The 25,841-nt window shown below is 62.3% G+C and carries 21 protein-coding genes and 1 tRNA gene; 9 read left to right on the plus strand and 13 right to left on the minus strand.

Features of this window, described 5'->3' with window-relative positions; genetic code table 11:
* Positions 1 to 3 precede the first annotated feature (3 nt).
* Both WAX14_RS06935 and WAX14_RS06940 read right to left on the minus strand, forming a co-directional pair.
* On the minus strand, positions 4 to 1,302 hold the full coding sequence (locus WAX14_RS06935) for a restriction endonuclease subunit S (RefSeq protein WP_422627354.1): 1,299 nt from the start codon (positions 1,300 to 1,302) through the stop codon (positions 4 to 6).
* Positions 1,299 to 2,429, minus strand: coding sequence for an HsdM family class I SAM-dependent methyltransferase (locus tag WAX14_RS06940; RefSeq protein ID WP_422627355.1), 1,131 nt, complete (start codon positions 2,427 to 2,429; stop codon positions 1,299 to 1,301). Before WAX14_RS06940 ends, WAX14_RS06935 begins: the two co-directional genes overlap by 4 nt.
* A gap of 168 nt (positions 2,430 to 2,597) precedes the next feature.
* On the opposite strand from WAX14_RS06940, the gene WAX14_RS06945 reads away from it, so the two are divergent.
* From WAX14_RS06945 to WAX14_RS06960, 4 genes are read left to right on the plus strand one after another with little or no spacing between them, the layout of a single operon-like run.
* Entirely contained in the window at positions 2,598 to 2,984 is a 387-nt protein-coding gene (locus WAX14_RS06945; protein WP_422627356.1) for a TIR domain-containing protein, read from the plus strand.
* Positions 2,939 to 3,469, plus strand: coding sequence for a RipA family octameric membrane protein (locus tag WAX14_RS06950; RefSeq protein ID WP_422627357.1), 531 nt, complete (start codon positions 2,939 to 2,941; stop codon positions 3,467 to 3,469). The genes WAX14_RS06945 and WAX14_RS06950 overlap by 46 nt, the downstream gene beginning before the upstream one ends.
* Positions 3,470 to 3,471: 2 nt before the next feature.
* The gene (locus tag WAX14_RS06955; RefSeq protein WP_422627358.1) at positions 3,472 to 3,744 is read left to right on the plus strand and encodes a DUF7701 domain-containing protein; all 273 of its coding nucleotides are present in this window, start codon (positions 3,472 to 3,474) and stop codon (positions 3,742 to 3,744) included.
* Positions 3,741 to 4,595 (plus strand): hypothetical protein, encoded by an 855-nt coding sequence (locus tag WAX14_RS06960; protein ID WP_422627359.1) that lies wholly within the window; start codon positions 3,741 to 3,743, stop codon positions 4,593 to 4,595. Before WAX14_RS06955 ends, WAX14_RS06960 begins: the two co-directional genes overlap by 4 nt.
* Positions 4,596 to 4,640: 45 nt before the next feature.
* On the opposite strand, the gene WAX14_RS06965 is transcribed toward WAX14_RS06960, so the two are convergent.
* The 11 genes from WAX14_RS06965 to WAX14_RS07015 form a co-directional block, all read right to left on the minus strand.
* Complete coding sequence (locus tag WAX14_RS06965) at positions 4,641 to 5,792, minus strand: GIY-YIG nuclease family protein (protein ID WP_422627360.1); 1,152 nt, start codon at positions 5,790 to 5,792, stop codon at positions 4,641 to 4,643.
* A complete protein-coding gene (locus WAX14_RS06970; protein ID WP_422627361.1) occupies positions 5,789 to 7,753 on the minus strand; it encodes a DEAD/DEAH box helicase in 1,965 nt (654 codons plus the stop codon). The genes WAX14_RS06965 and WAX14_RS06970 overlap by 4 nt, the downstream gene beginning before the upstream one ends.
* The gene (locus tag WAX14_RS06975) at positions 7,750 to 10,434 is read right to left on the minus strand and encodes a DNA methyltransferase (RefSeq protein WP_422627362.1); all 2,685 of its coding nucleotides are present in this window, start codon (positions 10,432 to 10,434) and stop codon (positions 7,750 to 7,752) included. The genes WAX14_RS06970 and WAX14_RS06975 overlap by 4 nt, the downstream gene beginning before the upstream one ends.
* 55 nt (positions 10,435 to 10,489) lie before the next feature.
* A complete protein-coding gene (locus WAX14_RS06980; RefSeq protein ID WP_422627363.1) occupies positions 10,490 to 10,903 on the minus strand; it encodes a hypothetical protein in 414 nt (137 codons plus the stop codon).
* The gene (locus WAX14_RS06985; RefSeq protein ID WP_422627364.1) at positions 10,903 to 13,038 is read right to left on the minus strand and encodes a hypothetical protein; all 2,136 of its coding nucleotides are present in this window, start codon (positions 13,036 to 13,038) and stop codon (positions 10,903 to 10,905) included. The genes WAX14_RS06980 and WAX14_RS06985 overlap by 1 nt, the downstream gene beginning before the upstream one ends.
* Positions 13,035 to 14,837 carry a hypothetical protein gene (locus tag WAX14_RS06990; RefSeq protein ID WP_422627365.1) on the minus strand — a complete coding sequence of 601 codons (1,803 nt, stop codon included), beginning with the start codon at positions 14,835 to 14,837 and terminating at the stop codon, positions 13,035 to 13,037. Before WAX14_RS06990 ends, WAX14_RS06985 begins: the two co-directional genes overlap by 4 nt.
* Positions 14,834 to 16,297, minus strand: coding sequence for a site-specific integrase (locus WAX14_RS06995; protein WP_422627366.1), 1,464 nt, complete (start codon positions 16,295 to 16,297; stop codon positions 14,834 to 14,836). Before WAX14_RS06995 ends, WAX14_RS06990 begins: the two co-directional genes overlap by 4 nt.
* Complete coding sequence (locus WAX14_RS07000; protein WP_422627367.1) at positions 16,278 to 17,225, minus strand: type I restriction-modification system subunit M; 948 nt, start codon at positions 17,223 to 17,225, stop codon at positions 16,278 to 16,280. The genes WAX14_RS06995 and WAX14_RS07000 overlap by 20 nt, the downstream gene beginning before the upstream one ends.
* Before the next feature lie 95 nt (positions 17,226 to 17,320).
* Positions 17,321 to 18,418, minus strand: coding sequence for a HigA family addiction module antitoxin (locus WAX14_RS07005; RefSeq protein WP_422627368.1), 1,098 nt, complete (start codon positions 18,416 to 18,418; stop codon positions 17,321 to 17,323).
* Positions 18,419 to 18,432: 14 nt separating this feature from the next.
* A complete protein-coding gene (locus tag WAX14_RS07010) occupies positions 18,433 to 18,741 on the minus strand; it encodes a type II toxin-antitoxin system RelE/ParE family toxin (RefSeq protein ID WP_422627369.1) in 309 nt (102 codons plus the stop codon).
* 385 nt (positions 18,742 to 19,126) lie between these two features.
* Positions 19,127 to 19,209 (minus strand) — tRNA-Leu (locus WAX14_RS07015).
* A 201-nt stretch (positions 19,210 to 19,410) separates the two neighbouring features.
* Here WAX14_RS07015 and WAX14_RS07020 point away from each other — a divergent pair.
* The 5 genes from WAX14_RS07020 to WAX14_RS07040 all read left to right on the plus strand — a co-directional run bounded on the left by WAX14_RS07020 (position 19,411) and on the right by WAX14_RS07040 (position 25,840).
* Positions 19,411 to 20,781, plus strand: coding sequence for a DUF3662 and FHA domain-containing protein (locus tag WAX14_RS07020; protein ID WP_422627370.1), 1,371 nt, complete (start codon positions 19,411 to 19,413; stop codon positions 20,779 to 20,781).
* Positions 20,782 to 20,938: 157 nt separating this feature from the next.
* Positions 20,939 to 21,400: an FHA domain-containing protein FhaB/FipA gene (locus WAX14_RS07025; protein WP_422627371.1), complete on the plus strand. Its 462-nt coding sequence runs from the start codon at positions 20,939 to 20,941 to the stop codon at positions 21,398 to 21,400.
* Positions 21,397 to 22,911, plus strand: a complete 1,515-nt coding sequence (locus WAX14_RS07030; protein ID WP_422627372.1) for a protein phosphatase 2C domain-containing protein — start codon at positions 21,397 to 21,399, stop codon at positions 22,909 to 22,911. Before WAX14_RS07025 ends, WAX14_RS07030 begins: the two co-directional genes overlap by 4 nt.
* Complete coding sequence (locus tag WAX14_RS07035; protein ID WP_422627373.1) at positions 22,911 to 24,359, plus strand: FtsW/RodA/SpoVE family cell cycle protein; 1,449 nt, start codon at positions 22,911 to 22,913, stop codon at positions 24,357 to 24,359. Before WAX14_RS07030 ends, WAX14_RS07035 begins: the two co-directional genes overlap by 1 nt.
* The gene (locus WAX14_RS07040; RefSeq protein WP_422627374.1) at positions 24,356 to 25,840 is read left to right on the plus strand and encodes a peptidoglycan D,D-transpeptidase FtsI family protein; all 1,485 of its coding nucleotides are present in this window, start codon (positions 24,356 to 24,358) and stop codon (positions 25,838 to 25,840) included. Before WAX14_RS07035 ends, WAX14_RS07040 begins: the two co-directional genes overlap by 4 nt.
* Position 25,841 lies beyond the last annotated feature (1 nt).

The following is a 25,841-nucleotide window of genomic DNA, read 5'->3' on the forward strand; positions in this document are numbered from 1 at the left end:
CGGCTACGCCACCCCTCGCACATCAATCTTTCCGGTCACTGCATCGGTGATGAGGGTCGAGCGGTACTCACGCAATGTCGCGATCATCTCGTTCGACTTCGCGATCAGGGAGTCGACTCTTGAGCACTGAGCATCCAGGAAACCGACGATCTGCTCTTGTTCGTCGAGGGGCGGGAACGCCACTCGCTCGTTGAAGTAGCTCTGTTGGTCGAGATTCTGAATCCCGGTGTTCTGCTTGATTGACGGGAACGTGAGCCGTGATTGGTACAGGCAATGGTGCACATACGTCCAGAACTTTGGGCATTGCCCGCGAGCAAGACGTACACGAGCGACGAAGTTCGAGCAGACAGCAGGCTCTTCCGCCTCGTACAGCACCACGAACCCGACGGGATTCTTGTCACCACCGCCTGACTTCTCCAGTATCAGGTCGCCGTTCTGAAGGATCCGACCGTCCCGCTCAGATTTCGTGACCTTGCGAAGGGTGACGTCGTGGTCATGGATCGCCAACTGGGGACGATCGAAGTCAGCCACTCGAACGCAACGAATATCATCAACGCCACCGTCTGGCTCCGATCCCCAAATCCCGTTTCGAGCCGACTCAACGGAGTTCTTAATCCGATCCACCAGCCAGTGGATTGGTACCGACCCCATCCACTGCACCTCTGTGTCCTTCATCTCGACGTTCGAGTTGAGGCCCTTCGTGACGGCCTGGGTGATCGTGGCGGAACGGTCCTCGCGCAGGGTGGCGACGAGCTGCTCCTGCTTGGCGATCAGCGCATCGATCTTGGCGGTCTCGCGGTCGAGGAAGTCGACAATCGCACGCTGTTCAGTAGTCGGCGGCAACGCGATGGGAATCGACGACATGTTTCCTTGAGTCAGTTTCTCTCGTGTCGAGCCTTCTATGAACCAGGAGTAGTCCGTCGCATTGAGTGCATGGGTTAGGAACTTCGGGTGGAGTCCGCATGATGGCCGCAGTACATGGATGTGGTTGTTCGGCCAGATCGGCTCGTTGACGAAGAATGCCTTCTCTCTTGTCCGATCAGTGAACGGTGCTCCGTCCTCACCGAGCAGCACCAACTCGCCGTCAACCAGCGGCCGGTCGACCGAGCCAACGACGCCGTTGGCGCCCCAGTATGGAACGTCACCAGGAACTTCGGCCCGCTCGGCCGCATTGAGCGGGATCCGGACTGCATCGAGACAGTCAGTGATGTGGCCCAAATGGGGGGTCGCCCAATGTGCAGGGAGAGCCCCGAGCCATGGAACGTTGCTCTCCACATAGTGGGCATAGGCAGGCCAGTTCATGCGCCCACCTCCGCGAGCATGGCCTGAATCTCGGTGACGAGACCGCGGAGGTCCTTCTGGATATCGTCCAGCGGCCGAGGTGGGGTGTAGCGGTAGAAGTGACGCGTGAAGGGGATTTCGTAACCGGTCTTGGTCCTGTCGTAGTCGATCCACGCATCCGGCACGTGCGGGACGATTTCGCGGGCGAAGTAGTCCTCGATGTCCTCGGACAGGGGGACGTTCTCGGTGTCACGCAGCGAGGAATCGGCTTCCGGCTTGCCTCTGGTGGTGATGACGTCGGCGTCGGGATCGTGCTGGCCGACGGTGGTCCAGATCGCCTTCACCACCGGCGCAGCGGGTTTCGGCATACCGGCCCTGTTGAGCGCGGCCTTAAGCTCAGTGACGAATACGTCTCGGTTCGACCAACTCCACCCAACCAGCGCCGCCACGGCGTCCCGAACGGCCGCTTGCTCGGCTTCGGGGAGCTTCACGATCGCCTTGTTGGCGAGGACTTGATCGGCGGTCTCCTCGTGGACAGTGAAGCTCAACTGCAGCGGGCGTTCGACGGTGATCGTCTGGTATCCGAAGTCCTGGTTTGCGAATACCTTCGATAGCGCGGGTACGTCGGGGTTTTCGTCGTGCCGGAACTCGTCGTACACCTGGCAGATCAGCTTGATGTCCTCGTCGCGGAGCTGCTTTCGCTTGGAGCCCAAAGACTTTCGCATCTTGCCGAACATGTCGGCGGCGTTGATGAGCTGAACCTTGCCCCTGCGCTGCTCGGTCTTCTTGTTATCGAGGATCCAGATGTAGGTGGAGATGCCGGTGTTGTAGAACATGTCGGTCGGCAGGGCGATGATCGCGTCGAGCAGGTCGTTCTCGATGATCCACTGCCGGATGTTCGACTCACCGGAGCCGGCGCCACCCGTGAACAGGGGTGAGCCGTTGAGGACGATCGCGATTCGGGAGCCGTTGTCATCCGGGTTGCGAACGGGGCGCATCTTGCTGATGAGATGCAGCAGGAACAGCAGGGAGCCGTCGGAGACGCGGGGAAGGCCGGGCCCGAATCGGCCCGCATGTCCACGCTGCTCGTGCTCGGCCGTCACCGTCTTCTGCTGCGTCTTCCACTCCACGCCGAACGGCGGTTCCATGCAGGGTTTCGACGTGTTGCCTGCCGGGTTCAAGTCGCGGTGGAATCTTCGAGCCGGAGCCTGTCAGACGCTGGATGTAACCTGATGCCCCTGGTCGGATCCATGGTCGTTTACCGCCTGGCCCCGACTCTGTGCATTACCCGAACTCATCTCGCTGGAAGGCGTGCAGTGGCCAAGACTCGCGTGTTCGTCAGCTTCGACTACGACTACGACCTCGACTTGAAGAACTTCCTGATCGGACAGTCGAAGAACCCCGGTTCTCCGTTCGAGATCAGTGACTGGTCAATCAAGACAGCGTCGCCGGGGTGGAAGGAGGAAGCCCGGAGAAGGATCCGCGCGTCCGACGTCGTTACGGTCATCTGCGGGACGAACACCAACTCCGCGAGTGGTGTTGCGTACGAGCTGTCCCTCGCCCAGGACGAAGGAATCAACTACTTCCTCCTCTGGGGCCGGTCGGGGCAGACCTGCCGAAAGCCGTCTTCAGCGAGGACTACGGACCAGATCTATAAGTGGACCTGGGACAACCTGAAGGCCCTGATCGGCGGCAGTCGATGACGCCCGCTGATCCGGCGCAGCCACTTGACCCATGTGTGTTCGAACAGTACAAACTCGCCGTGGAGATGGCCGACCGCGTCTCCGCTCGACGAGCGACTGCGAACACATTCTTCTTCTCGATTCAGGCTGGACTTGCGGTCGCACTCGGCGCTTTTGCAGTGAACACCGGAACGAAGGACGATCCGACGCCGGACCGATTCGTCCTCACTCTTGCCGCGATCGCAGGCGTCCTCATCGCGTGCTCATGGTGGATGCTGCTCCGTTCGTATCGTGACCTCAACAGCGCGAAGTTCGCGGTCATCAACCAGCTTGAGGCGGGGCATCTGCAGATCCATCTCTTCAAGGACGAATGGGAGCACCTCAAGCAAGACCCGGTGAGTAGCTGGCGTAAACGCTATGCAGAGCTCGGCCAGATCGAGCGGCTTGTCCCGCTGCTCTTTGCAGTGCTGTACGCAACGTTGGTGATCTACGTGAATTGGCGGTGACCGTGAACTACATCGAGCAGATTGCTGAGCGGATCAAGAGCAATCTGTCGGCCGACATCCTGCCGGACGACTCGTACCCCCTGCTTCTCATGTACGCGGTACTCGCCAAGGTGAAGGGGCCGGAAACGACTCTCGAGGATGTCCACGATGCATGGACAGCTTGGATGTCGATGCAAGGCAAACAACACGAATCCAGTGTGCCCTTCGCGGAATTGCCACACGCTATCCAGGGGGAGGACGCCCCGTTTCTCCGTGCGATCCTCGAGTCACTGTGATCGTCGACGACTGGCCTGTCGAAATCCTCCGTGACCGCGTCGACCGTGCTGGTGAACTCCGCGCTGAGATCGGCCACGTTTGGAATGAATACCTGGATACGAAGCCCCGACAGCTCGGCGCCGTCCCATCCAGCGACGACTCCTGGTTCTTTGTGATCAAGACTGTGCAACCGATGCCGACCCGCCTCAGCACGTTGTTCGGAGAATGGCTGTACGAGCTGCGGTCGGCACTGGACGGACTCGCCTACCATCTCGCGGTCCGAGACAGCGGGAAGAATCCGCCGCCAGCTGAGCCGGGCATCTATTTTCCGATTTTCACCGATGCCGAGAAGTTCGACAGCAGGGATCATCGTGGCCGGATGAAGGCACTGTCGGACGACACCTTCCGCCTGCTCCGTCACATACAACCGTTCAACGCAGAACCTGACCATATGTCGAACGTCCTGTGGTGGCTGAACAGGCTCGCCATGATCGATCGACACCGGCGCGGGCACGCGCTCGCCGCGCACGTTGTGGACATTCGCGTCGGCCTGGCTGAACCATTGCAGTTGGTTCGATCGCTGGTCCCTGACCCGTTCCGAGCCATCCCGATTGATGAATCTGGGCCGACACCGATCCTTGAGTTCAAGGCTCCACTCGGCTGGAACGAAATGCAGATTCGCGGTCACATTGACTATTCGAATGCGACGAGCAACGTGCTGGACGTCACCGAGTGGGCGCGAGAAGCATCGCGTCCCATGGCGCGCTTGGAGCTGGAACAGCGCATGCGACTGTCCGAATCCTATGTTCTTGACGATATCATCAATCCTCTTGTGACTGGCGACATCTCACTCTTGAACCCAGTGGAATGAGCGTGTGAGTAGCTGACTCTCGCAGACGGGGTTCCTAACTACTGCCTACCGGCGTTCAAGACGTCTTCGCTGCGCGCTGTATTCGTAGTTCACGATGTCGCCCGATCCGATCATGCTGATCGCCTCGTCGATTGCGTCTAAGGGCGCTACATACCATTCGGACGGAACGTAGACCCGACTGTCCTTCCCAACCTGTTCGATACCGAGCTTGACGTCGCTGAAGACACGATGCAGCAGGTGCTCCAGGACGGATGTCTTCATGTTGTACGTGCGATAGGTCGCGACAACCTCGACAGGGGCCATGAGGTAGGTCGGCTGGTCAGCGGCGTGCGCAATCCGCTTCTCGACGGATCCCGTCGTGAAACCGATCTTGTAGAGGTTCTCGATCGAGGAGATCTGCGGGTCGTCACTGAGAGACTTCAAGACGTAGATGTGCCCGGTGTGTTGATCGTCCTCGAGGATGCCGTCGAGCTCTGCATTGATGACAGCGTAGGAGCCTTCGTTCTTTCTACGAGCTTCGTAGAGTCGTGTGGCGAGCGACCGACGGTACATCGAGGACTCAGTGCCATTTTCGAAGATGCACCGCAGCCGCTCCTTCGCGCTACCGTCTTCTGTGGGCTCGCGAACCTCGGCCACGAATGCCATGACGCCGGCAAGGACGAAGAACGCACCCTCCTTGACGTACTTCTCACCCGGAAAGTCGATGAGCTTCGAAACGCCGGCCGTCAGCTCAGCGTGTTTCTGCTTGAACAGCGGTTCGAACGCCGCGAAGTCCGCGCTCTTGACTCGCTGCGCGATCTCGTCCGGCTCAGATCGCGGTGCACGAGAAGGCAAATCCGAAGTGTCGAGGAGCCCACTGGTGTCGTCGAGAAGATCCAGGTCGTCGCTCTTGAGCAACTCATCGATCGATTGCGGCGGCTCAGGGACAGCGAGCAGTCCGAACTCGTCGAGATGCGTCAGCGCCGCGATCTTCTCGTCATTCGCGAGGATTCCGTCGAGCCGGGCCCCGAGCTTACGCTCAGCGATTTCCCGAGTGTCGGATCGCGGGATCCTGCCGTGCTCGCGGTAGAACGAGATGATCTCGAGGAACGAGCGTTCCAGACGATCACTTGTCGTGAGTTTGGAAGTCTTCTCGGGTGCGTCGAGGAGCCCGCTGTCGTCCGAGTCGAAGATGCTCTGAAGGTCGTCGGAAATCATTCCTGCACCATCCTCTGCCGTTCGTCGTGCTCACGCTTCTTCTTCTGAAGGAAGAGAAGCACCTCCGCGTACCGCTTCTCGGTCGGGTCATCGCTGCGCAGGTCGGGTTTCCGACCTTTGACCTTCGCGAACTGTTGAATCTTGGGCCACAGTAGGCGTGCTTCGTCCTCTGTGACCTCGACACGAGTAGCCGTGATCTGGTCTTGAATGATGCGGAGTACCTGCGGGGTAACCGATTTCGACAGCACTTCGAAGGCCCGCTGAAACGGGTTGACCTTGTCGATGAGGTTGATGTCGAGGTCGTCGATGTTGACGAACTTGTCCGCCATACGAATGAAACGTTTGTCACCGACCTCTCTCACTTCTCCGTTCTTGATGACCGAGTCGACCACGACCTGCTGACGCAACTCTTCGACCTGGGATTCACTCAGGTCGGGGTACCGCTCGCGGATGATCTTCGGGATCAGTACCTTGTTCGTCACCTCAGCATCGAGGTTGCCCGCGGCGGCCTTGGTAAACGTCTCGTCCTGGAGGATCGTCGCTTTGAGATCGTTCAGGTCAGTCGCGACGATCTGCTTCACGCGCTCGGAGCTAGGCTCCTTGAACCCCTTGACCTTCAGCTCGCCGGCCTTCGGTTTGTCGTCGTCGCTGACTTTGGTCTTGAACGTGAAGTTCGGCGCGAGTACCTGCTCCATGAGCAGCGAGGCTGTAATTGCTTTCAGCATGTTGTTCACTGAAAGTTTGACGTCGTCGGTGGTTGCATCAGGTTGCGCGATCAGATTGGTGAACTGTGCGTGCGCCTTGCCTGGGCTGTCACGGGTGACGCGGCCGATGATCTGGATGACCTCGGTAAGTGATGCCCGGTAGCCGACTGTCAGGGCGTGTTCGCAGTACGGCCAGTCGAAGCCTTCCTTGGCCATCCCAAGCGCGATGATGACATCGACAGCATCGCGGTCTTTGGATGCCACGATGGTGAGATAGTGCAGGGTCTCAGCACGCTTGATCTGGTCGCTGTCGTCGACGAGATCTGCCACTCGCAGGATAGTGCCGTCATCGGTGCGGAGGTTCAGGATTCCGGTGTCGTCCTGGCTGATGACCTCCCCGATCGCGTCGAGGATGAATCCGACTTCTTCGATCTTGTCTTTCGTCGACTCACCGCTGTTGACATTCGGAATGTGAACCAGGGTCTTCTTTCCGGGGTCGAGGATTTCGTGGATCGCGCTCGTGTAGCGGCCCTGGTAGAAGTGGTGACCGATTCCGAGGGACTTCAGGTGCTGGTAGCCGTTGAGCTGGTCGTAGTAGTTGAACGTGACCGGGGTGAACTTCGCTTCGTCCTCAGGCAGGAGCACAGGCACTGTGTCGCCACGGAAGTAGGAGCCGGTCATGGCGACGATGTGGACGTCCGACCCGGCCATCACTCCCTTGAGTAGCTCGCCTAGCCGGCTGCTCTGCGTGTCGGCTGAGACATGGTGGAACTCGTCGATGGCGAGGACCGCACTGTCGAAGGCTGTCGCGGGAAGCTTGTCATAGGCGAATCGAAGCGTTGCGTGCGTGCACACAAGAATCGGATCGCTACCTGCGAGGAAGTCGACAAAGTGCTGCACCTTGCTTGCTGGACCGCCAGGCATACAGAGATTGTTGTGCGGCTCCACTTCCCAATCGGCCCAGAACCCGTGCCGGGTCAGTTCGGTGCTCGCGAACGATCCACCGATCGAACGCTCCGGCACAGCGACGATGACCTTCTTACGTCCCTGGTTGTAGAGCTTGTCCAGGGCGACGAACATCAAGGCCCGCGACTTGCCAGACGCCGGAGGCGCCTTCAGAAGCAGGTACTGAGCGTCTCGTTCCGCGAACACGCGTTGCTGCATCTCCCGCATTCCGAGCGAGTCCGTATTGACGCTCCCACCCGTCTGGGCATATGCGACGTCGACGACGTTCACTGGTTGCTTCACGCTGCTCACTTCTTCGCCTCCGCGTTCACCATTTGCTCGTACATGCCGAACAGGAATGACAAGCGATCCTCATCGGAGTCGAATCCACGCTTGCGATAGATCGAATCTACCAACTCATCAAGTTCCTGATGCGCCAAGCGGAGATCGTCGGGCATCAATTCAGGGTTGTAGAGTTCGGCGAGAGTATTTTCGGCGTGGTACTCACGCACATCCAGGACACGGAAGGCTGCGTTAGTCAGTTTCGCTTTGTGTAGATCAGACAACGGAGGCACCGGGAAGTTATTGTACACGATTGTCGTCGAATATCTGTAGTCGGAAATCAGTCGACCACCCACCGCACGCACCCACGTCATGTGCATGTTGGAGGTCAATATCGAAAAGACCCAGGGTTCTGCATCGTAGATCGCATTAGCCGAATCGGCGACCACAGTATCCCCATCAAGGTAGCCGATCGGGATATATTCCCGATTTGCCGAAGAGTGCCGTGGAACAAGAATCGATTCAGTACACCTGTAGCGAGCCTCTCCAAATTTGTGCGGTGATCCAGCCAATTTCTTCGTTGCAGCGCGCTTGCTCTCAAGGCGGTGAGCTTTCACCCGCTCAAGACGCTCTGATATCGGAGGAATTACAGAGGCATCTGCGACATTCAAATCGTCGATCCATAGCGCATATCGCTCGTCTCCGTTAATGAACTCTGTTGCGCCGGGGAATCGCTTAATGAATTTCGCGCTGAGTGGGTATCGCTCAAGGAGTTTATCTCGCTCGGCTGCCGATAAAACTAACCCCCCTTTATCGTTCGGCATGCTTCCATTCGCCATTGGCGGCAGCTTGCTAATCGGAGCACGTCGGGTTTCAACCACCACATTGGGTCCGTCAGCTAGATATCCGTTGATGTTATTCGCTTCGATTCGCAGTCCGTCGATGTACAGGAACTTTGCCTTTGATCCCCTATTTCGGAGGCCGACGACCGCCACCGTAACGTGCGCGTTCTTTTTCGCGTTGTTCGCCCACTCAAAAGATGGGTAAGCGAAACAGATTTCCAGCCCCATTTCGAACAACATGGGAAACATGATGCCCACATGTTCCCCCTGGGCAACGGAGTCCGTCGTAACGTAAGCAAGTTCGGCTTGCGCATCCGAGATATACTTGGCGCCCTTGAAAAACCAGATAGCGATGTAGTTCAGGTTCTTAGAGAATGGATGGCCCGCAAAGGCGTATTGGAAATCTTTTTTTTGCTCCGCGGACTGAATTCGCGCCCCGTAATAGGGGGGATTTCCGATGAGGTAAATTTCCTCAGCGCTGTCCCGCGGGCACACAGCCTCCCAGTCCAAGCGTGCTGCGTTACCTTGACGCACACGCCCTGTCTCTCTGAGCGGGATCAGCGGCAGATCGATAGCGAACTTGTCGAAGAATTCGACGTTCATTTGGTGTTTTGCGATCCACATGGACAGGATCGCGACCTCGACGGCAAAATCGTCAAGTTCGATGCCGTAGAAGTTCTCGATGTTGATTCGCGACCCAAGGAACATTGCGTGCTGACGGTCCGAACGTAGATCTTGGAGACGCTCAAGGATCGCATGTTCAAGTTTGCGTAGCTCCTTGTAGGCGATGACCAGGAAGTTCCCCGACCCACATGCTGGATCGAACACCTTGATCATGCTTATACGCGTTAGTAGTGCTTCGAGCTTCCCAATGCTGTCGAATCCGGCGTTCAGTTGCTCCTTGAGATCGTCGAGGAACAGGGGCTCAATCGTCTTCAGGATGTTCGGAACCGACGTGTAATGCTGCCCAAGATCCGATCGTTGCCCAGGCGTCACCACAGCTTGGAACATCGATCCGAAGATGTCGGGGTTGATCTCGCTCCAGAGCAGTCGACCGGACTCGATCAACAGGTCACGGGCCTTCTTATTGAACTTCGGGACCGTGTGGTGTGCCTCGACCGTGAAGAGACGGCCGTTCACATATGGGAAAGCAATAAGATGGGCCGGCCGCGGGGAGCCCTCGGGAGTGTCGAGAACATTGAAGAGGTCGGTCAAGAATTGGTCGACGTCAGAGCCGTCCGGCTGGGTGAGGTTACTGACCGCCTCGGTGAACTGGCTCGGCTTGAAGATTCCCGTGTCTTCAGCGAAGAAGCAGAACAGCAGCCTGGTGAAGAACACGTTGAGGGCGTGGCGGGCCTGCGGTGACCCGTGAATCCCGGGGTTGATCGCGACCAGTTCGTCGAACAGCTTCGCCATACGTTCGGCTGCTTTGACGTCCGCATGCGCCTCGCCGACGTACTGTGCCTTCTCCATCCCTGCCCACGGCAGGAAGAAGGTGAAGTGCTTGTCGATGTCGGCGATTGGCGCTGCTAGCGTCTCGTTGGTCTTTGTGTCGACCGCCAGCAGGTCCTTGAAATCTGTGACGATGACAAATCGGCAGCTGTATCGGACGACGGTCGGTGATGTCCGTAATTCGTCGATGACGCCGTACAGATCGTCGGTGGTCGACTTGAAGTAGACGACGTTCTTCTGCCCGACCTCGGTGGTCGGGTCGTCAGCGATATTCAGGGAGCCGTTGCGCAACCTGGTGATGTTGCCAGCTGAGCGTCCGTAGGCTGCGAGGAGCTCGAAGATGAACTCGCGGTCGTAGTACGTGCGATTCGCCAGCGGCTTCACGCGTTCCTCGACGGACTTGAGGTTTAGCCGCATGTCGATGCTCCTGCTTCTTTCTTTCCTGACCAGATGGTGAGGGAACGATCTCTGTTCACTGTTTCTCTCCCTGACGTGGCCCGATCGGCACAACTCGTCCGGGGCGCTGACCTTCACGCAGCTGATCGTTCTCCAGCGCCAGCATCTGAATGATCCGTTCGAGTTGGTGGACGGTTTCCTGCAGGGCTGTGACGTCTGCGGTGAGTTCGACAATGCGTCGCTGTGCGTCGTCCCGCTCATCGCGAAGCACCACTAAAGCGGCTGGGGCGTCGATGTTTGCTATCCGTGCTCGGAACTCTGCTTGAAGGTCGGTGTGGCGGTGAGTGAGCAGCCAGCGTTTGGTCTGTGCTTCTTCGGCGAGCGATTTGATGGTGAGCTTGCCGTCGGAGTGCAGGGGTTCTCCTGCGATAAGACGGTCCATCGCGTCGCGGATCGCCCGCCGCACGTCGTCGTCCGCGTTTGCCGTCATCATCGACGTCCTTCAGCGTGTCGGTGGTGGTCGATGACCCGTTGAAGATTGTCGATGCGTTGTTCCAGGCGCACCTTCAGCGGTAGCGGGATGGTGGTGCTCGCGATCTCGTCGCGGGTCTGTTCGATGGCAGCTTCGACGTCGGCGATATTGCGGTCGGTGCGGGCGATGTTGCCGCAGTTCGGTTGGCAGTTCGTGATATCCGGTGACGCCTCAACCCCCACGGACTTGTTCCGATCGGGGTGGCACAGGGCCTTGGACTGGTCGTAGCAGCAGGTCACGAACTGCTCGCTGTTGTCGTAGATCCGCAGTCGCGGGTTCGCGTTCAGGGCTGCGGCTTGGCGGTTGGTCAGGTACCGGCCACCGAACTGTCGGTGGTAGAGGCGGACGCCGTCCCGATATCGCTGGGCGGCCGGCCCGGTGACGGATTCGCCGTCGTCGAGGCGGGCGGCGGCGGCTTCAAGGTACTCGGCCGCGGCCAAGGCCTCTTCCATGGGGAACACGTCCCGCAGACCGCTGGCGACTCGGGAGCCGTAGCCGTCGGTGCTGTGTCCGCGAAGGTGCCCGTACTGGATCCCCAGGGCGATCCGTCCCCCAGGCTGGCGGTAGATGAACCAGGCGAGGGTGCGGCGGAATCGTTTGACGACAACTGGACCGTCGGGATCGGCGGGAATGGATTCGTGTGGACGATCAAACTTCTCGGCCTTGGCGTTGCACCAGGAGATCAGGTCCGCTGTGCGGTCACGAATCATGCGTGGATGCACGGCCTTGTCTCCGTCAGCGTTCCGCAGCGGCGTGTACGCCCGGAGCGGAAACACTAGGTCGCTGTCGGGATGCAACGCCTCCATCACCTCGATGGCCTTGGCAACCGGCGCGATTGCCTGCCATGGATGGTCGCGCTCGCTGCCAGCTGGAAGGGCGTTGCCGGACTCGTCGAGTGCGTTCTTGAATACGTGGCCGTAGATCAGGTGCCGGGTTTGCCCGGTCTTCTCCTCGAGGGTCGTGCGGCAGCAGCCATGGCGCAATGCTCGGCACTCCTCGCCGCGCATACCGGTCAGGTACGCCACCACGATAAATGCTGCGGTCGCCAACAGGCGGGACAGGTTGTCGACGTCGTAGAAGTTGATGCCGCCGGTCCACGGCCGGGTATCGATGGTGCCGGTGATCGATACCGGCAGCACTGCCTCGTCGACCGGATCGAGGTCGCCGAAGACCCGATCCATCGAACCGAGGTGAAGGACATCGTCCGTGCCCAGGCCCAGCTGCCAACCGATGAACTGCTTGGCGATGCAGCGTTGATCGGGTCGATTGGTCGGGTAGAACCCTGGAATTCTCTTGGACGACGTCCCCTGTTGCTGTGCGTAGTTGTCGAAACGCTCGCTGGGGGTCAAGCCATCGAGGTGCGGACGATGCGGCGGGTTCGACTTCGTGCGGGTCGCTGCGAGGATGTCCGCGCTGAAGTCGGTGCAGAACCGAATCGCCCAGACGAGCAGAGCCGACATGGTCTGCGGGTGGATCGGCGGGGTACGGTTCTCCGCGGACCACTTGGCGTCTCCGAGAACGTCCGCTCGGGTGAGTGCGTTTTCCCAATAGGGTCGAATCAAGGTGTCGGAGTCGGGCAGATACGGCCCGTACAGCCAGCATCGTGTGATCGCGAACAGTCGGTTTGCCTGGCTCTCGCGGCCGAGCCCACTGGCGGCGACCTCGGAGCAGTAGCGTCGATACACGTCGTCGGTAACACTGTCGAGCCGGTGGATGCCCTGCTTATCAAGCCATGCCATCCACAGTCGTAGGAAACCGGCATAGACGACGATGGAGCCGACCGACAGCTGCGAACGCGTCGCGGTCGGCCGCTCCAGGTCCTCCATGGGAGTGGGCACGTTCAGACAGAGCCAGACGAGCCGCTTCGCTGCCGAACGGAACGACAGCGGGAAGGTGTCGAAGTTGATGGACCGCGAGCCCGCAACGGTGGGCTTGTGCAGCAGTGGAACCAGATCCCAGCGGCTCTCTCCGACCCGCGAGATCGGCTCGGTGTGGGCGGGTGCGATACGGGCCTTGTCGAGGACGATCGGATCGGAGTCCGACAGGGCCACAGCAATGGGGGCCGCCCGGACCGCGGAGATGCGTGCCCTCATCCGTCGAGCCTCCGACCCAGCAGCCGACGGACCATCTCTCGGTCCTCGTCGCAGGCAGCACTGCGTGCTTGAACGATCTCGGCGGTCGTGGCGTTGGTCGTGATGACCGTGCGCAGCCGTGCGTAGTGTTCGGCGAAGTCCCGATCCCACCGGGTTGGGGTCACCACGGTCGCGATGTCGTCGAGTGTGTCGAGGAGGACGACCAGTCGTGGCAGATGCCGCGGGGTGATCACTGCGTTGGCGCATGCGAAGCATGCGAAGAACGAGGCCGGGCACGGTTGGCCGGCCTCGTCGACGAACGGGCTGCCGAAGAAGTCCGTACACGCCGTCGTCGGTGTATCCAGGCGCCCTGCCATGAGCAGCTTGAGTGTGTGGACTGGGACATCGAGGGCTGCGGCCGCAGCTTCCGGGTTCTGCCTCGCATGCTCAACCTCACTGGTGCTCATCGCGCGGACGTGGATCGAGGCGTGTGCATGTGCGACGGCATCGTTCAACCCGGCGGCGATCGTCTCGGAGGCTGCCTCTGCGGTGAGCGGGTCCGGGCGGCGGTAGATGTCCTCGCTCTCGGTTTCGGTGTTCTGGCGTGCAGTTTGGTTCAAGACCTGCTCGGTCAAGCGGAGCCGCCGAAACGTCCACGTCGGACCGTCTGCCGTCCGGCTTGCACTGGAGGTGCCGAGGCACGCGGTCGTCCAATCGGTGCGGAACGGACCGTCCGACTTCAGGTTTTTGTGCCGGTGGGCGACCAGCAGTGTGTCGGTGGGGTGGCCCAGCGAGGCCAGGGCTTCGCGGCACGGCTGTGTCAGGGTGACCGCCCGTTCCCAGAGTTTTCCGGCTTCGCCGGCGAGAATTTCGTTGGAGTATCGCCGGCTTCCCCGTCGGGGTTTGTCCACTTCTACGGTGTGAATGGGTTCCTCAGTGTCCGGGTCCGATGCCCGGAACGAGTCGACGGTCAGCGAGTTCATCACCGACAGGTTGAATCCTCGCTCGCACACGAGCAGGACCATCAGGCACTGCACCTCGTCGATGCTCGGGAACAGTGCTTGCGCTGGGGTGGTGACACCGCGCAGGTCGAAGCAGCTCTTCTGGCTCACTGCCCAGGCGAGGTACTGGGACGGCATCATTCCGGTGCGGGACAGGTGGGCCAGCAGGGATCCGATGGTCCACCGTGTGCCCTGAGCCCGGAACGACGGAGCGTCGGCGGGTTCGTCACCGTCGAGGTAGCGCTGCATCACCGCGGTGTTCGCCTCGATTCGGCGAAGAGCTTGGTTCACAATCTGATTCGCCGCAGTGCGGATCGCGGTGAACTCTTCCCGGGTGTAGGCGTCATTTGCCGGGAGACGCTTGCGCGGTTTCACGGCCTTCGCACGCATCGCTCGACGGGTCGACTGCGGCAGCATTGTCGCTTCCGACAGCAGGGCCCGCATCATCGTCACCTGCCCTGGCCAGCGAGTGTGTTTGTCCTTCTCCGATCGCCACGCCCACCACACTTCGGCATTCAGATCGGCCAACGAGACGACGTGCGGATGGAACTCGGTCAGGTAGCGGGCCAGGTGCTTGACCGTTCCGGCCGCCGCTTCTGCTGTCGCGACGGACTGCCAGCGCCCTCCCGGTGCGACCCCGCTGGCGAACGCACGAACGAGGTCATCGAGAAGTGTTGGTGCTGCAGGAATATCGGTGAAGGCGAAAACCTTGCTGCGACCGTCCTGGTCGACGAAGTTCACCTGCCTCACCGCGCCGTCGACCAGGGACGGCCGGGCGTACTTTGCGGGCGGCAACGCTGCCGATGTCGACGGGCTCATCGCCGATCCTCGCTGTCCTGGATTCGGGGCGAGAGTTGGGCGACCCGGGCAACAAGGTCGTCGATCAGCGACCCGTCGACCGGGTCGGAGTTGAGGAACAACTCGACCTGCAGTCCGGATACCGGCTCGAGATAGCAGTCCCGGGTCGTCGCCAGGTTCGCGTGCCCGAGCATCGTTTGCACGAGCACCCACGGATCGCCGAACAGATGCCGGAACTCACGGCGGTCCTCTGCTGTGATCCCCATCCGCCGGTCATGGGCGTAGATGAGCGCGACCAACATGCGCAGCGCAAACGAGTGCCGAAGCATGTGCAGGTGGCACCGAATGTCGACCCCGAGTCCGTGGCAGCGTGCGTTGGCCGCAGAGAACACGGCCTCCCAGGTGCGGTACGGCAGAGGCAGTCCGGCTTCCGACAGCCACAACGTCCACGGCTCGAGACCGCTCTCGCTTTCGACGAAGAAGTCGAGCCGGTCCTTCCAATCGAGGTTGTCCAACGGCACGGTGCCCGGCCGGCCGTCACCATCCCGGTAGTGGACCATCCGGCGATTGTCGACCCGGTCCACCACCTTCCTTGTGGTGATCGCGGTGTAGCGGCCTTCGCGCTGGGCACGCTGGACGGCCTCACGGCGGGTCGACTCTCGGTAGTTGTCGATCAGGTTCAGGGTGCGGCCCGAGATCCAGAAGTCCCGTCCACGGCCACCCTTGGCCACCGATTCGCCCACGCGGCCACGGGCATACTGCAGTTCCGAGGTGAACGACGGCAGCTCGTCGAGCACCAGGGAGCCGCCTTCGCGGAGCCGTAATCCGCTGGACCACAAGGTTTCTGCGAAAGCTAGGTTGCGGCCGTCGTTGCGGCCGCGCCACCGCTCGTCTCGCGTCCCGTCGGGGAGGTATCCGCCGAGTCCGATGTCCCGCCACCGCACGTATGCGCGTGGGGTCAACCACTTCACCCGGGTCGAGCGCACGCTTTTCGGCAGCAGTTCCGGACGCAGACTCGGCGGCCCCGAATGCTGTCGCTGGTCGATCATCACCACTGGTGAGCGGCTCACTCTGCCCCGGTACTGCTGCCAGGTGTAGAACTTCGAGATCGCAGCAAGCTCCCGCGAGAACTTGGCCGCACTCACCCGCCGAGGATTGCGGTCGTCACGCCTGCGCCAGAACTCGAAGTCGACAAGGTCATCACGGGTGGCATCCCGCCAATCCACCTCCTGGACGGCGAGGAACGACAGGAACACCTTGAGGTCCATCGCATACGAGACCTGCGAGTCGGCGGCCAGTCGCTTGAACGTGTCGGACGCCAAGAACAACGAGACATCGACGTCCGGCTGGCCGGTCGGGGAAAGCAGGAACGGCTGACCCGGACGGATTCCCACCGCAGCTTCACGGGCATTGATCGTGGGCGCGTACTCGAGCGCCACCGCGGAGGTCAGGCGCCGGCGGCTAGGCCGCGCATAGGACATCCTCCACCCGTGAGTGCCGTCGCTCTGCTCCACAGCAACACACACTGCCACAACACGCCGACATTTTACGGAAAGGTGGGTTGGACAACAGGAAGTCGAAGTGGTGACCGGAGAAGCCATCGTCGGCGAGGGTATCGCCGAGGTAGATGTTGTCGACGCTCTGCCCCTTGATGACCATGTCGGACTTGCACATCGCGTAGGAGCGAGCGTTGATCTCCTGCCCGTACAGCACCGGCTTCGCGTCCGGGTTCATCTCCGTCAGATGGTCGAACGCCGTCGAGAGCATGCCGCCGGTGCCGGCGGCGGGATCGTAGATGGTCCGCACGATGCCCGGGGCGGTGAGTTCGAGGTCCTTGTCCGCGTACAGCAGGTCCACCATGAGGGCGATGACCTCACGCGGGGTGAAGTGGTCACCGGCGGCGGCATTGTTGGATTCGGCGAACTTCCGGATGAGCTCCTCGAAGATGTAGCCCATGTCATGGCCACTGACCCGATTCGGGTGCAGGTCGACGTTCGCGAACTCCTTGACGATCAGGAACAGCCGGTCCTTCTTGTCGAGGTCGCCGATCAGCTCGGTGAGCTTGTAGCCGTCGAAGACGTCGCGGATGTTCGCGGAGAAGCCCTCGATGTAGTCGACGAGGTTGTCGGCGAGGCCGGCCGGGTCGGCGGCGAGCTTCCCGAAGTCCCACACGGAGGTGTTGAAGAACGGCAGCTTGAACTTCGACTTCAGCACCACGAACGGGTCGAACTTCAGCCCCTGGGCCTTCTTGTACTCGGCGAGCACCTCGTCCTTGTTGGGCGCGAGAATGGCATCGAGACGACGCAGGATGGTGAACGGCAAGATGACGTCGCCGTACTGGTTCGGCTGGTACGGGCCGCGGAGCAATTCCGCGATCTTCCAGATCAACGAAGCGTTCGTCGTCGCCATGAGGTTGTGCATCCCTTTCGCCGGTAGTCGATCACTCAACTTACCGGCATTGGGTAACCAAAAGGACGCGGTGTTGGACTCGGCGAACCGGACGCCTACGAGGTGAAAGTACCGGTCAAGTCAACGCAGAGCTGGTTGCCGAATTTGTAGTCCAGAATCCTGCGACGGTGCATCTGATGGACGGCAACGCCCGGTGCAATGCCGAGTCGTTTCGCTTCTGCGGCAATATCGCTATCCCGCGTGAGCCCTTCGAACGGTGTGATGCCGGCCTCACCGAACAACACGTCCATCGCGAACCTGTTGGCCGACTTCTCCGCTGCACTGTTGCGCATCGTCTCTGTGCGGTAGTCCAAGTGCATTTCGCCCCGGGGATCATTCAGGACATGGCCGATCTCGTGGAACAACGTCCAGATGATGAAACCGTCCTTGCCCCATCGTCCAGTCTGCTGAATCACGGGTACTCGTTGGTCGATCCAACGAGTCATTCCAAGCAGGGGAAAGCTCTTGGGGGGCTCGACGACCATGAAGACCACGCCGACGTCGGCGAGTGACTCCGCGATATCCCGGAGCATCGTCGGGTCAGGGGTCGCTGCCCGCTCGCGCAGTTGCGGGAGGATCGCTCGAAGCTGGTCCGCGTCAAAGACATAGCGCCGACCACGTTCGAACGGCTCAGCAAGTTCTCCCGCACGCAGCCACGTCGTCAGAATCGTCGGGGCGATCGTGGCTCCCGACTCTTTCAACGCGGCAAGTGCGTAGTCGCCAGTCGATGCCGACTCGTGGAGGTGGACATACGCGTCCCACGTTCCACAACGGTGGAAGGCAAGGAAGTCCGAGACGAGCGCCCCCGGAGTCCGTCGCGTCGCCTTGGTCGCTCCGAGACTTCGAAGGTAGGCGACGGCGGTTGGCTCGATCTCAACGACGTGTGCCGCAAGGTTTTCCTGATCGGAGATCCGGGCAAGGTCAGCCCGATAGGCCGCCTCGTACCGCAGCCACGAATCAGCGGGGATTCCGACGACACGTTCCAACCGGATAGCCGTGTCGTTGGTGACAGGCGCGCGTCCGTTCACGATCTCGTTTACCTGCTTGCGGCTGCAGCCCAGGAGGTCAGCGACCCGCTGCTGCGACAAACCCTGCTCGTCAATCCATTCCTCCAAGTACTCACCCGGAGGTACGGCGTAGTTGGTCGCGGTCATGGTTGCTTCTCCTCTCAGTGGTAGTCGTCGATGTCGATCACCGTCACAGTGACCGCAGATCGCGGGTCCAACGAGCTCTCCGGCCGAACCAGCAGCCGGTAATTGGCGCTGAGCTTTCCTGCCCACAAGCCGTCGAGATTCGCGCTCAGGGGGTGCCACTTCCCCAGCGGGTCGTGGGCTACCAACTCTCCGACGCTGTTGGCCGTCTCAAGAGCCTTGATGCGGCGTCGGAGCTTGTCAGCGATGTCTGACCTCTGCTTCCGCATCTCACGCTCGTCCGTGCACAGCTTCTCGAGCTTCTTGTCCCCGTACCGTACTTCCACTCAGGTGTCACCGATCTCGTTACAGTCTAACGCACCGTCAAGGCTTACAATGCCCAGTCAACGACGCCCATCACCTGCACCACGCCGCCGCCTATCGTCGCCGATCCCAAGACGGCACACCAGTAACACGCGCCGCAATCTCCGAGCAAGGGCCCGTACCGCCTCCTCGACCGAACTCGTGACAGCGAATCGCCGCCCGGTGGCCCACAGCGCACCGCAGCAGAAGAATAGATTCGGAGATACACAGAAACTGCGTCTCGAAAGACCTGCGGTCGGGCGGTCGTGCCGAAGGTTCGCCTCGACGTCCCAATCCAACAAAAAACGAGGTCACGACCTCTCTCGAGTTCGTGACCTCGTTCGTCGCAGTTCGTGGAACTGCTCAATGTGGGCGAAGGGGGACTTGAACCCCCACGTCCCGAAGGACACTGGCACCTGAAGCCAGCGCGTCTGCCATTCCGCCACTCGCCCGAGCGACTGGAGAACAGTAACACAACCTCTGGAAATATCACGATTCGCCAGGTCACAGCACATTTTGTGATGTCCTCGACCGCCAGGAGGCATCATGTTGGACATTCGTTCACCCGCCCCGGAGCCGGATCGGGCAAAATGTCGATACCATGCAGGGGCGAGAACTGCATCGCGACACGCACAGTCCGGAAGGGGGTCGCCATGGGAATCGCGCAGCGTTTTGAACGCAAACTGCAAGCCGCCATCGGCGACGCGTTCGCACGCGTCTTCGGCGGCGGTGTGGTCCCCCAGGAAGTCGAAGCCGCTCTTCAGCAGGAGGCGACGGACGGTGTCCAGCAGCTCGATCGTGGGCTCATGCTCGCACCGAACAAGTACGTCATCACCATCAGCGAATCCGATCACGAGGGCCTGGCCGCGGACCGCGACTTGACGGTGAAGGCATTCTCCCGTCACCTTGAGGACTTCATTCGCGAACAAGGGTGGCAAACCTACGGTGAGATCCATGTTGCCTTCGAGTCGTCGTCGGCGCTGCACACTGGGCAGTACCGCACTCGCGGCTCGGTCGATCCCGATACCGGGCGCGCCTCCGCGCGCGCTCCGGCCTCGCGTTCGCCCCAGAATCGCCCGACCGTGAAACCTGACCCAGGAGTTACCCCCATGACGCAGAACCCCGGCTACGAACCAGGCCGCGAGCCCGCCGACCGCGAGCCGCAGTACGCGCGCAACGGTCACGCGCATGGCGGCCAGGAGCAGCGCTACGCGCAGGGCTACCGCAACGACGGCGGTGCCGGCCAGCCGCAGGCGGAGGCCTACGGCGCCGAGCGTGGCGGCTACGCCGACCAGGGCTATGCAGATCAGGGCTACGACCAGCAGGGCTACAACCAGCAGGGTTACGGCCAGCAGCAGGGTGGCTACGGCGACCAGCAGCAGGCGTACAGCCAGGACTACGGCCGCAACGACTATCAGCAGCAGTCGTACGGCGACGACCGGTACCAGGCCGGGTACGGCCAGGGCGGTGCCGCGGGGTACGGCCAGGCCGGTGGCGCGGGCTACGACCAGCAGGGTTACGCCGACCAGGGCTACCAGGACCAGAACTACGGCCAGCAGGGCTACGGCCAACAGCAAGGTTACGCCGATCAGGGCTACGACCAGCAGGGCTACGCGGATCCGGCGTACGACCAGCAGAACTACGACCAGCAGGGCTACGGCCAGCAGCAGGGCGGCTACGACGACCGCAACTACGGCGGCGGCGCCTACCCACCGGCCGCTGCGCCGGCAGGCCGTGTGCTCACCGCAACGCTGCAACTCGAGGACGGCAGCGGCCGCTACTACCAGCTCCGTGACGGCAGCAACATCATCGGCCGCGGACAGGACGCCCAGTTCCGCCTCCCCGACACCGGTGTGTCGCGCCGCCACATCGACATCCGCTGGGACGGGGCGGTCGCGATGCTGTCCGATCTGGGTTCCACCAACGGCACCACCGTCAACGGTGCGGCCGTGCAGGATTGGCAGCTCGCCGACGGCGATGTGGTCCGCGCGGGGCACTCGGAGATCCTGGTCCGCATCCTCTGAACGGGTATCGACACCCGACCGGACCCGACTCGAAAACGGTCCGACACGTCACCGACGCGTCGGACGGTGCGTCGAGCCGTGCACAGTCCGTATTGTGGGTGACCTCAGCACACCGAATACGATCGCATCGGTCGACCACGCCGAAGGAGGACGAGCCGTGCAGGGGCTGATACTGCAGCTGACCCGGGCGGGTTTCCTCCTCCTGCTGTGGCTGTTCATCTGGGCTGTTCTACGAACTTTGCGTTCGGACATCTACGCCGGTACGGCACGTCCGCTACCGCGCTACTCGGGCAAGCAGTCGGTGCTGCCGTCGTTGAGCCGCGGCAAGTCCGCTAAGTACCTGGTGGTGACGCAGGGCGCACTCGCAGGCACCCGTATCACGCTGAGTACCCAGCCGGTGCTGATCGGACGCGCCGACGATTCGACGCTCGTGCTCAGCGACGACTACGCGTCCACTCGTCATGCTCGGCTGTCGCCGCGGGGTTCGGACTGGTACGTCGAGGACCTGGGTTCCACGAACGGGACCTATCTCGACCGCGCGAAGGTCACCACCGCTGTCCGCGTACCCCTGGGCACCCCGGTCCGGGTCGGGAAGACCGTGATCGAGCTCCGCCCGTGACCCTGGTATTGCGCTACGCCGCGCGCAGTGACCGCGGACTGGTCCGCTCCAACAACGAAGATTCCGTGTACGCCGGTGCGCGACTACTCGCGCTCGCCGACGGCATGGGTGGTCATGCCGCCGGTGAGGTCGCCTCCCAGTTGATGATCGCGGCGCTCGCCCACCTCGACGACGACGAACCCGGCGACGATCTGCTCGGCAAGCTGGCCGCCGCGGTTCGTGAGGGCAACGCCTCCATCGCCGATCAGGTCGAGGAGGAACCCGAACTCGACGGGATGGGCACAACACTCACCGCGATTCTCTTCGCCGGCAGCAAACTGGGTCTCGCCCACATCGGTGATTCGCGCGCCTATCTGCTGCGCGACGGTCAACTGACCCAGATCACCCGCGACGACACGTTCGTACAGTCCCTCGTCGACGAGGGTCGCATCACCGCCGAGCAAGCCCATTCGCATCCGCAGCGGTCGCTGATCATGCGTGCCCTCACCGGCAGCGAAGTGGAGCCGACCCTGACGGTGCGGGAGGCGCGCGCCGGCGACCGCTACCTGGTGTGCTCGGACGGCTTGTCCGATGTGGTCAGCGACGAGACGATCGCCAACACGATGGGTGAGGGCGGCCACGACGAGTGCGCCGACCGCCTCATCGAGCTGGCGTTGCGCAGTGGCGGACCCGACAACGTGACCGTCGTCATCGCCGACGTCATCGATCTGGACTACGGGCAGAGCCATCCGATCGTGGCGGGCGCCGCGTCCGGTGAGGACGAGGACACGCCGCCACCGAACACCGCCGCCGGCCGCGCCGCGGCGATGCGACCGCCGCGGGCCACCCCGAAACGCGTGATCAGCAAGACCGAACCCGCACCGAAACGCAAACGCAGCCGCCTGTGGTGGCCGATCGCCGGGCTCGTCGTGCTGGCATTGCTCGTGACGGCAGTGGTCGTGGGCCGCATGATGATCCGCAACTACTACTACGTCGGTGCGGACGACAGCCGGGTCACCGTGCTGCGGGGCGTGCCCGGCAATGTGCTCGGCTACTCGTTGCAGGAACAGGCGCTCGTGGGGTGTGTCACCGACGAGGGCATGCTGACGTTGATGGAACCCGATCACGCCAACTGCCGGGTCATGCTCGTCGACGATCTGCAGCCGGCCGCGCGCGAACAGGTGCGGACCGGTCTTCCGGCGGGCACCCTCGACGACGCGAAAACGCAGATGGGCCGACTCGTGGACGGTGATCTGCTGCCGGTGTGTGTCGAGGAGAAGCCGGAACCGACCCCGACACCGCAAACCCCGGTGAACGGTGCGCCCGGTCCGGACGGCACGGCCGCTCCGCCACCCGAACCGGAAACCGAGCCGGTCACCACGAAAGCGCCGCCGCCGGCAGAGACGCCCGCACCCGAAACTCCGGGCACTCCCCCGCCCGGTACACCGGCCCCCGAAACTCCGGTGCAGACACCCGAACCGACCCCGGCGGTACCGCAGGTACCCGGCCAGAACTGCAGGGTGGGCGCCTGATGTCGGTGTCTCACGTCGCGGGGGCTTTCCCGAGCCCACCGGGTGGATTCGCCCCTGCACCACCGCAATCGACTCGCCGCAACACCGAACTGCTGCTGATCCTCGCCGCGATCGGTATCACGCTGGTGTCGCTGATGCTGGTCGAGGCCAGCCAGGAACAGGCGATCACCTGGGACCTCGCCAAGTACGGCCTCACCTACGCCGCCATGTTCCTCGTCGCGCATCTGGCGGTGCGCCGGTTCGCGCCGTACGCCGATCCGCTGCTGCTGCCGATCGTCGCGCTGCTCAACGGGCTCGGTCTGGTCCTGATCCACCGCCTCGACCTCGCCGACGAGGAGAACGCCCTGTTCATGGGCACGCCGATTCCGTCGCCCGACGCGAATCAGCAGGTGTTGTGGACGGCGCTGGCCATCGCCGGGTTCGTCGCGGTCCTGGTGCTGCTGCACGACTATCGGCTGCTCGCCCGCTACAGCTACACGCTCGGTCTGGTCGGCCTCGTTGCGCTGGCCATCCCGGCGCTGCTGCCGTCGAGCCTGTCCGAAGTCAACGGCGCGAAGATCTGGATCAAACTGCCCGGGTTCAGCATTCAGCCGGGCGAATTCTCGAAGATCCTGTTGATCATCTTTTTCGCATCGGTGCTCGTCGCGAAGCGCGACCTGTTCACCACTGCGGGCAAACACTTCCTGGGGATGGACTTTCCGCGCGCCCGCGATCTCGGGCCCATCCTCGCGGCATGGATCCTGTCCATCGGCGTGATGGTGTTCGAAAAGGACCTGGGCACCTCGCTGCTGCTGTTCACGACCGTTCTGGTGATGCTGTACATCGCCACCGAACGGGTGGGCTGGCTGCTCATCGGCTTCGGTCTGCTCGCCGTCGGCTTCTTCTTCGCGTACCAGATGTTCGGCCACGTGCGGGTACGCGTGCAGACCTGGCTCGATCCGTTCGCCGACTACGCGAACACCGGCTATCAGATTTCGCAGTCCCTGTTCGGGATGGCGACCGGAGGCGTCGGTGGAACCGGTCTCGGCAGCGGCAGGCCCGCGCAGGTGCCGTTCGCGAAGACCGACTTCATCGTCGCGACAATCGGGGAGGAACTCGGCCTCATCGGCCTGACCGCGATTCTGCTGCTGTTCCTCGTGCTCATCGTGCGGGGCCTGCGCACGGCGTTGGCCGTGCGGGACAGCTTCGGCAAGCTGCTCGCGGCCGGCCTGTCGTTCACGCTCGCGATCCAGATTTTCGTGGTCGTCGGCGGCGTCACCAAACTGATCCCGCTGACGGGTCTGACCACACCGTTCGTCTCGTACGGTGGTTCGTCGCTGCTCGCGAACTACCTGCTGCTGGCCGTGCTGATGAAGATTTCGCACTCCGCCCGCGAACCCGCCCAGCCGCGCACGAAGTCCGCGCCGCCGATCGCGGATGCGCAGACGGAGATGATGGGGCGCGAATGAACGGTCCACTCCGCAAGGTCGCGATGGCCGTGATGTTCATGGTCGCCGCGCTCCTGGCCAATGCCACATACGTGCAGGTCATCAAGGCCGACGACCTGCGCACCGATCCGCGCAACTCACGGGTGCTGATCGACGAGTATTCGCGTCAGCGCGGCCAGATCTCCGCGAGCGGTCAGATGCTGGCCGTGTCGGTGCCCACCGACAGCCGCTACAAGTATTCGCGCATTTATCCGGCCGCACCCGAAGCGCCGATGAGCCCGCTCGCGTATGCGCCGGTCACCGGCTTCTACTCGATGCAGTACGGCAGCACCGGCCTGGAACGCTCCGAGGACGCGATCCTCAACGGGTCCGACAATCGCCTGTTCGGGCGGCGCTTCTTCGACCTGGTGTCGGGACGCGATCCGCGCGGCGGCAACGTCGTCAGCACCATCGATCCGGTGATGCAGCAGGTCGCGTACGACGAACTGACCTCGAAGGGCTACACCGGTTCAGTCGTCGCGATCGAACCGAGCACCGGCAAGATCCTGACGATGGTGAGCACTCCGAGTTACGACCCGAACCGGTTGTCCGGTCACGACGGGGCCGCCACCAGCGCCGCCTGGGAGGAACTGAACGCCGACCCGGACAAGCCGATGCTGAACCGGGCGATCTCGCAGACCTACCCGCCCGGGTCCACATTCAAGGTCGTCGGCACCGCCGCGGCACTCGCGAGCGGCGTGACCCCGGACACCCGGTTCACGGCCGCCCCGAACATCACGCTCCCGGACACCACGACGACGCTGGAGAACTACGGCGGTTCGACGTGCGGCGCAGAACCCACCGCGACGCTGCGGGAGGCATTCGCCCGGTCGTGCAACACCGCGTTCGTGGAGATGGGCATCAACACCGGCAAGGATGCGCTCGAGGCGCAGGCCGAGGCATTGGGGATCGGTGAGGAGATGTCGATTCCGATGTCTGTGGCGAAGAGCACTATCGGCCCGATCCCGGACGGTGCGGCGCTCGGACAGTCCAGTATCGGGCAGCGCGACGTGGCATTGACGCCGCTGGAGAACGCGGTGATCGCGGCGACCGTCGCGAACGGCGGTGTCCGTATGCAGCCGTACCTGGTGGACCAACTGCAGTCCCCCGACCTGTCGGTTCTCGCCGAAACCCAGCCGGAGTCCGCGGGTCAGGCGATCGCCCCCGAGGTCGCGGCGACGCTCACCGACCTGATGATCGGCGCCGAGAACTATGCGGGTGGAGAGGGCAAGATCCCCGGTGTCCAGATCGCATCCAAGACGGGCACGGCCGAGCACGGCAGCGACCCCCGTAACACTCCGCCGCACACCTGGTATATCGCTTTTGCGCCCGCGCAGCAGCCGACGGTGGCGGTGGCGGTGATCGTGGAGGACGGCGGCAACCGGGCACTCGCGGCGACCGGCGGTTCCGTGGCCGCACCCATCGGACGTGCCGTCATCTCGGCCGGATTACAGGGAGGCTGAC

This window comes from Rhodococcus sp. (in: high G+C Gram-positive bacteria) (assembly GCF_049299235.1).
In the GTDB taxonomy this organism is placed as follows: Bacteria; Actinomycetota; Actinomycetes; order Mycobacteriales; family Mycobacteriaceae; genus Rhodococcus.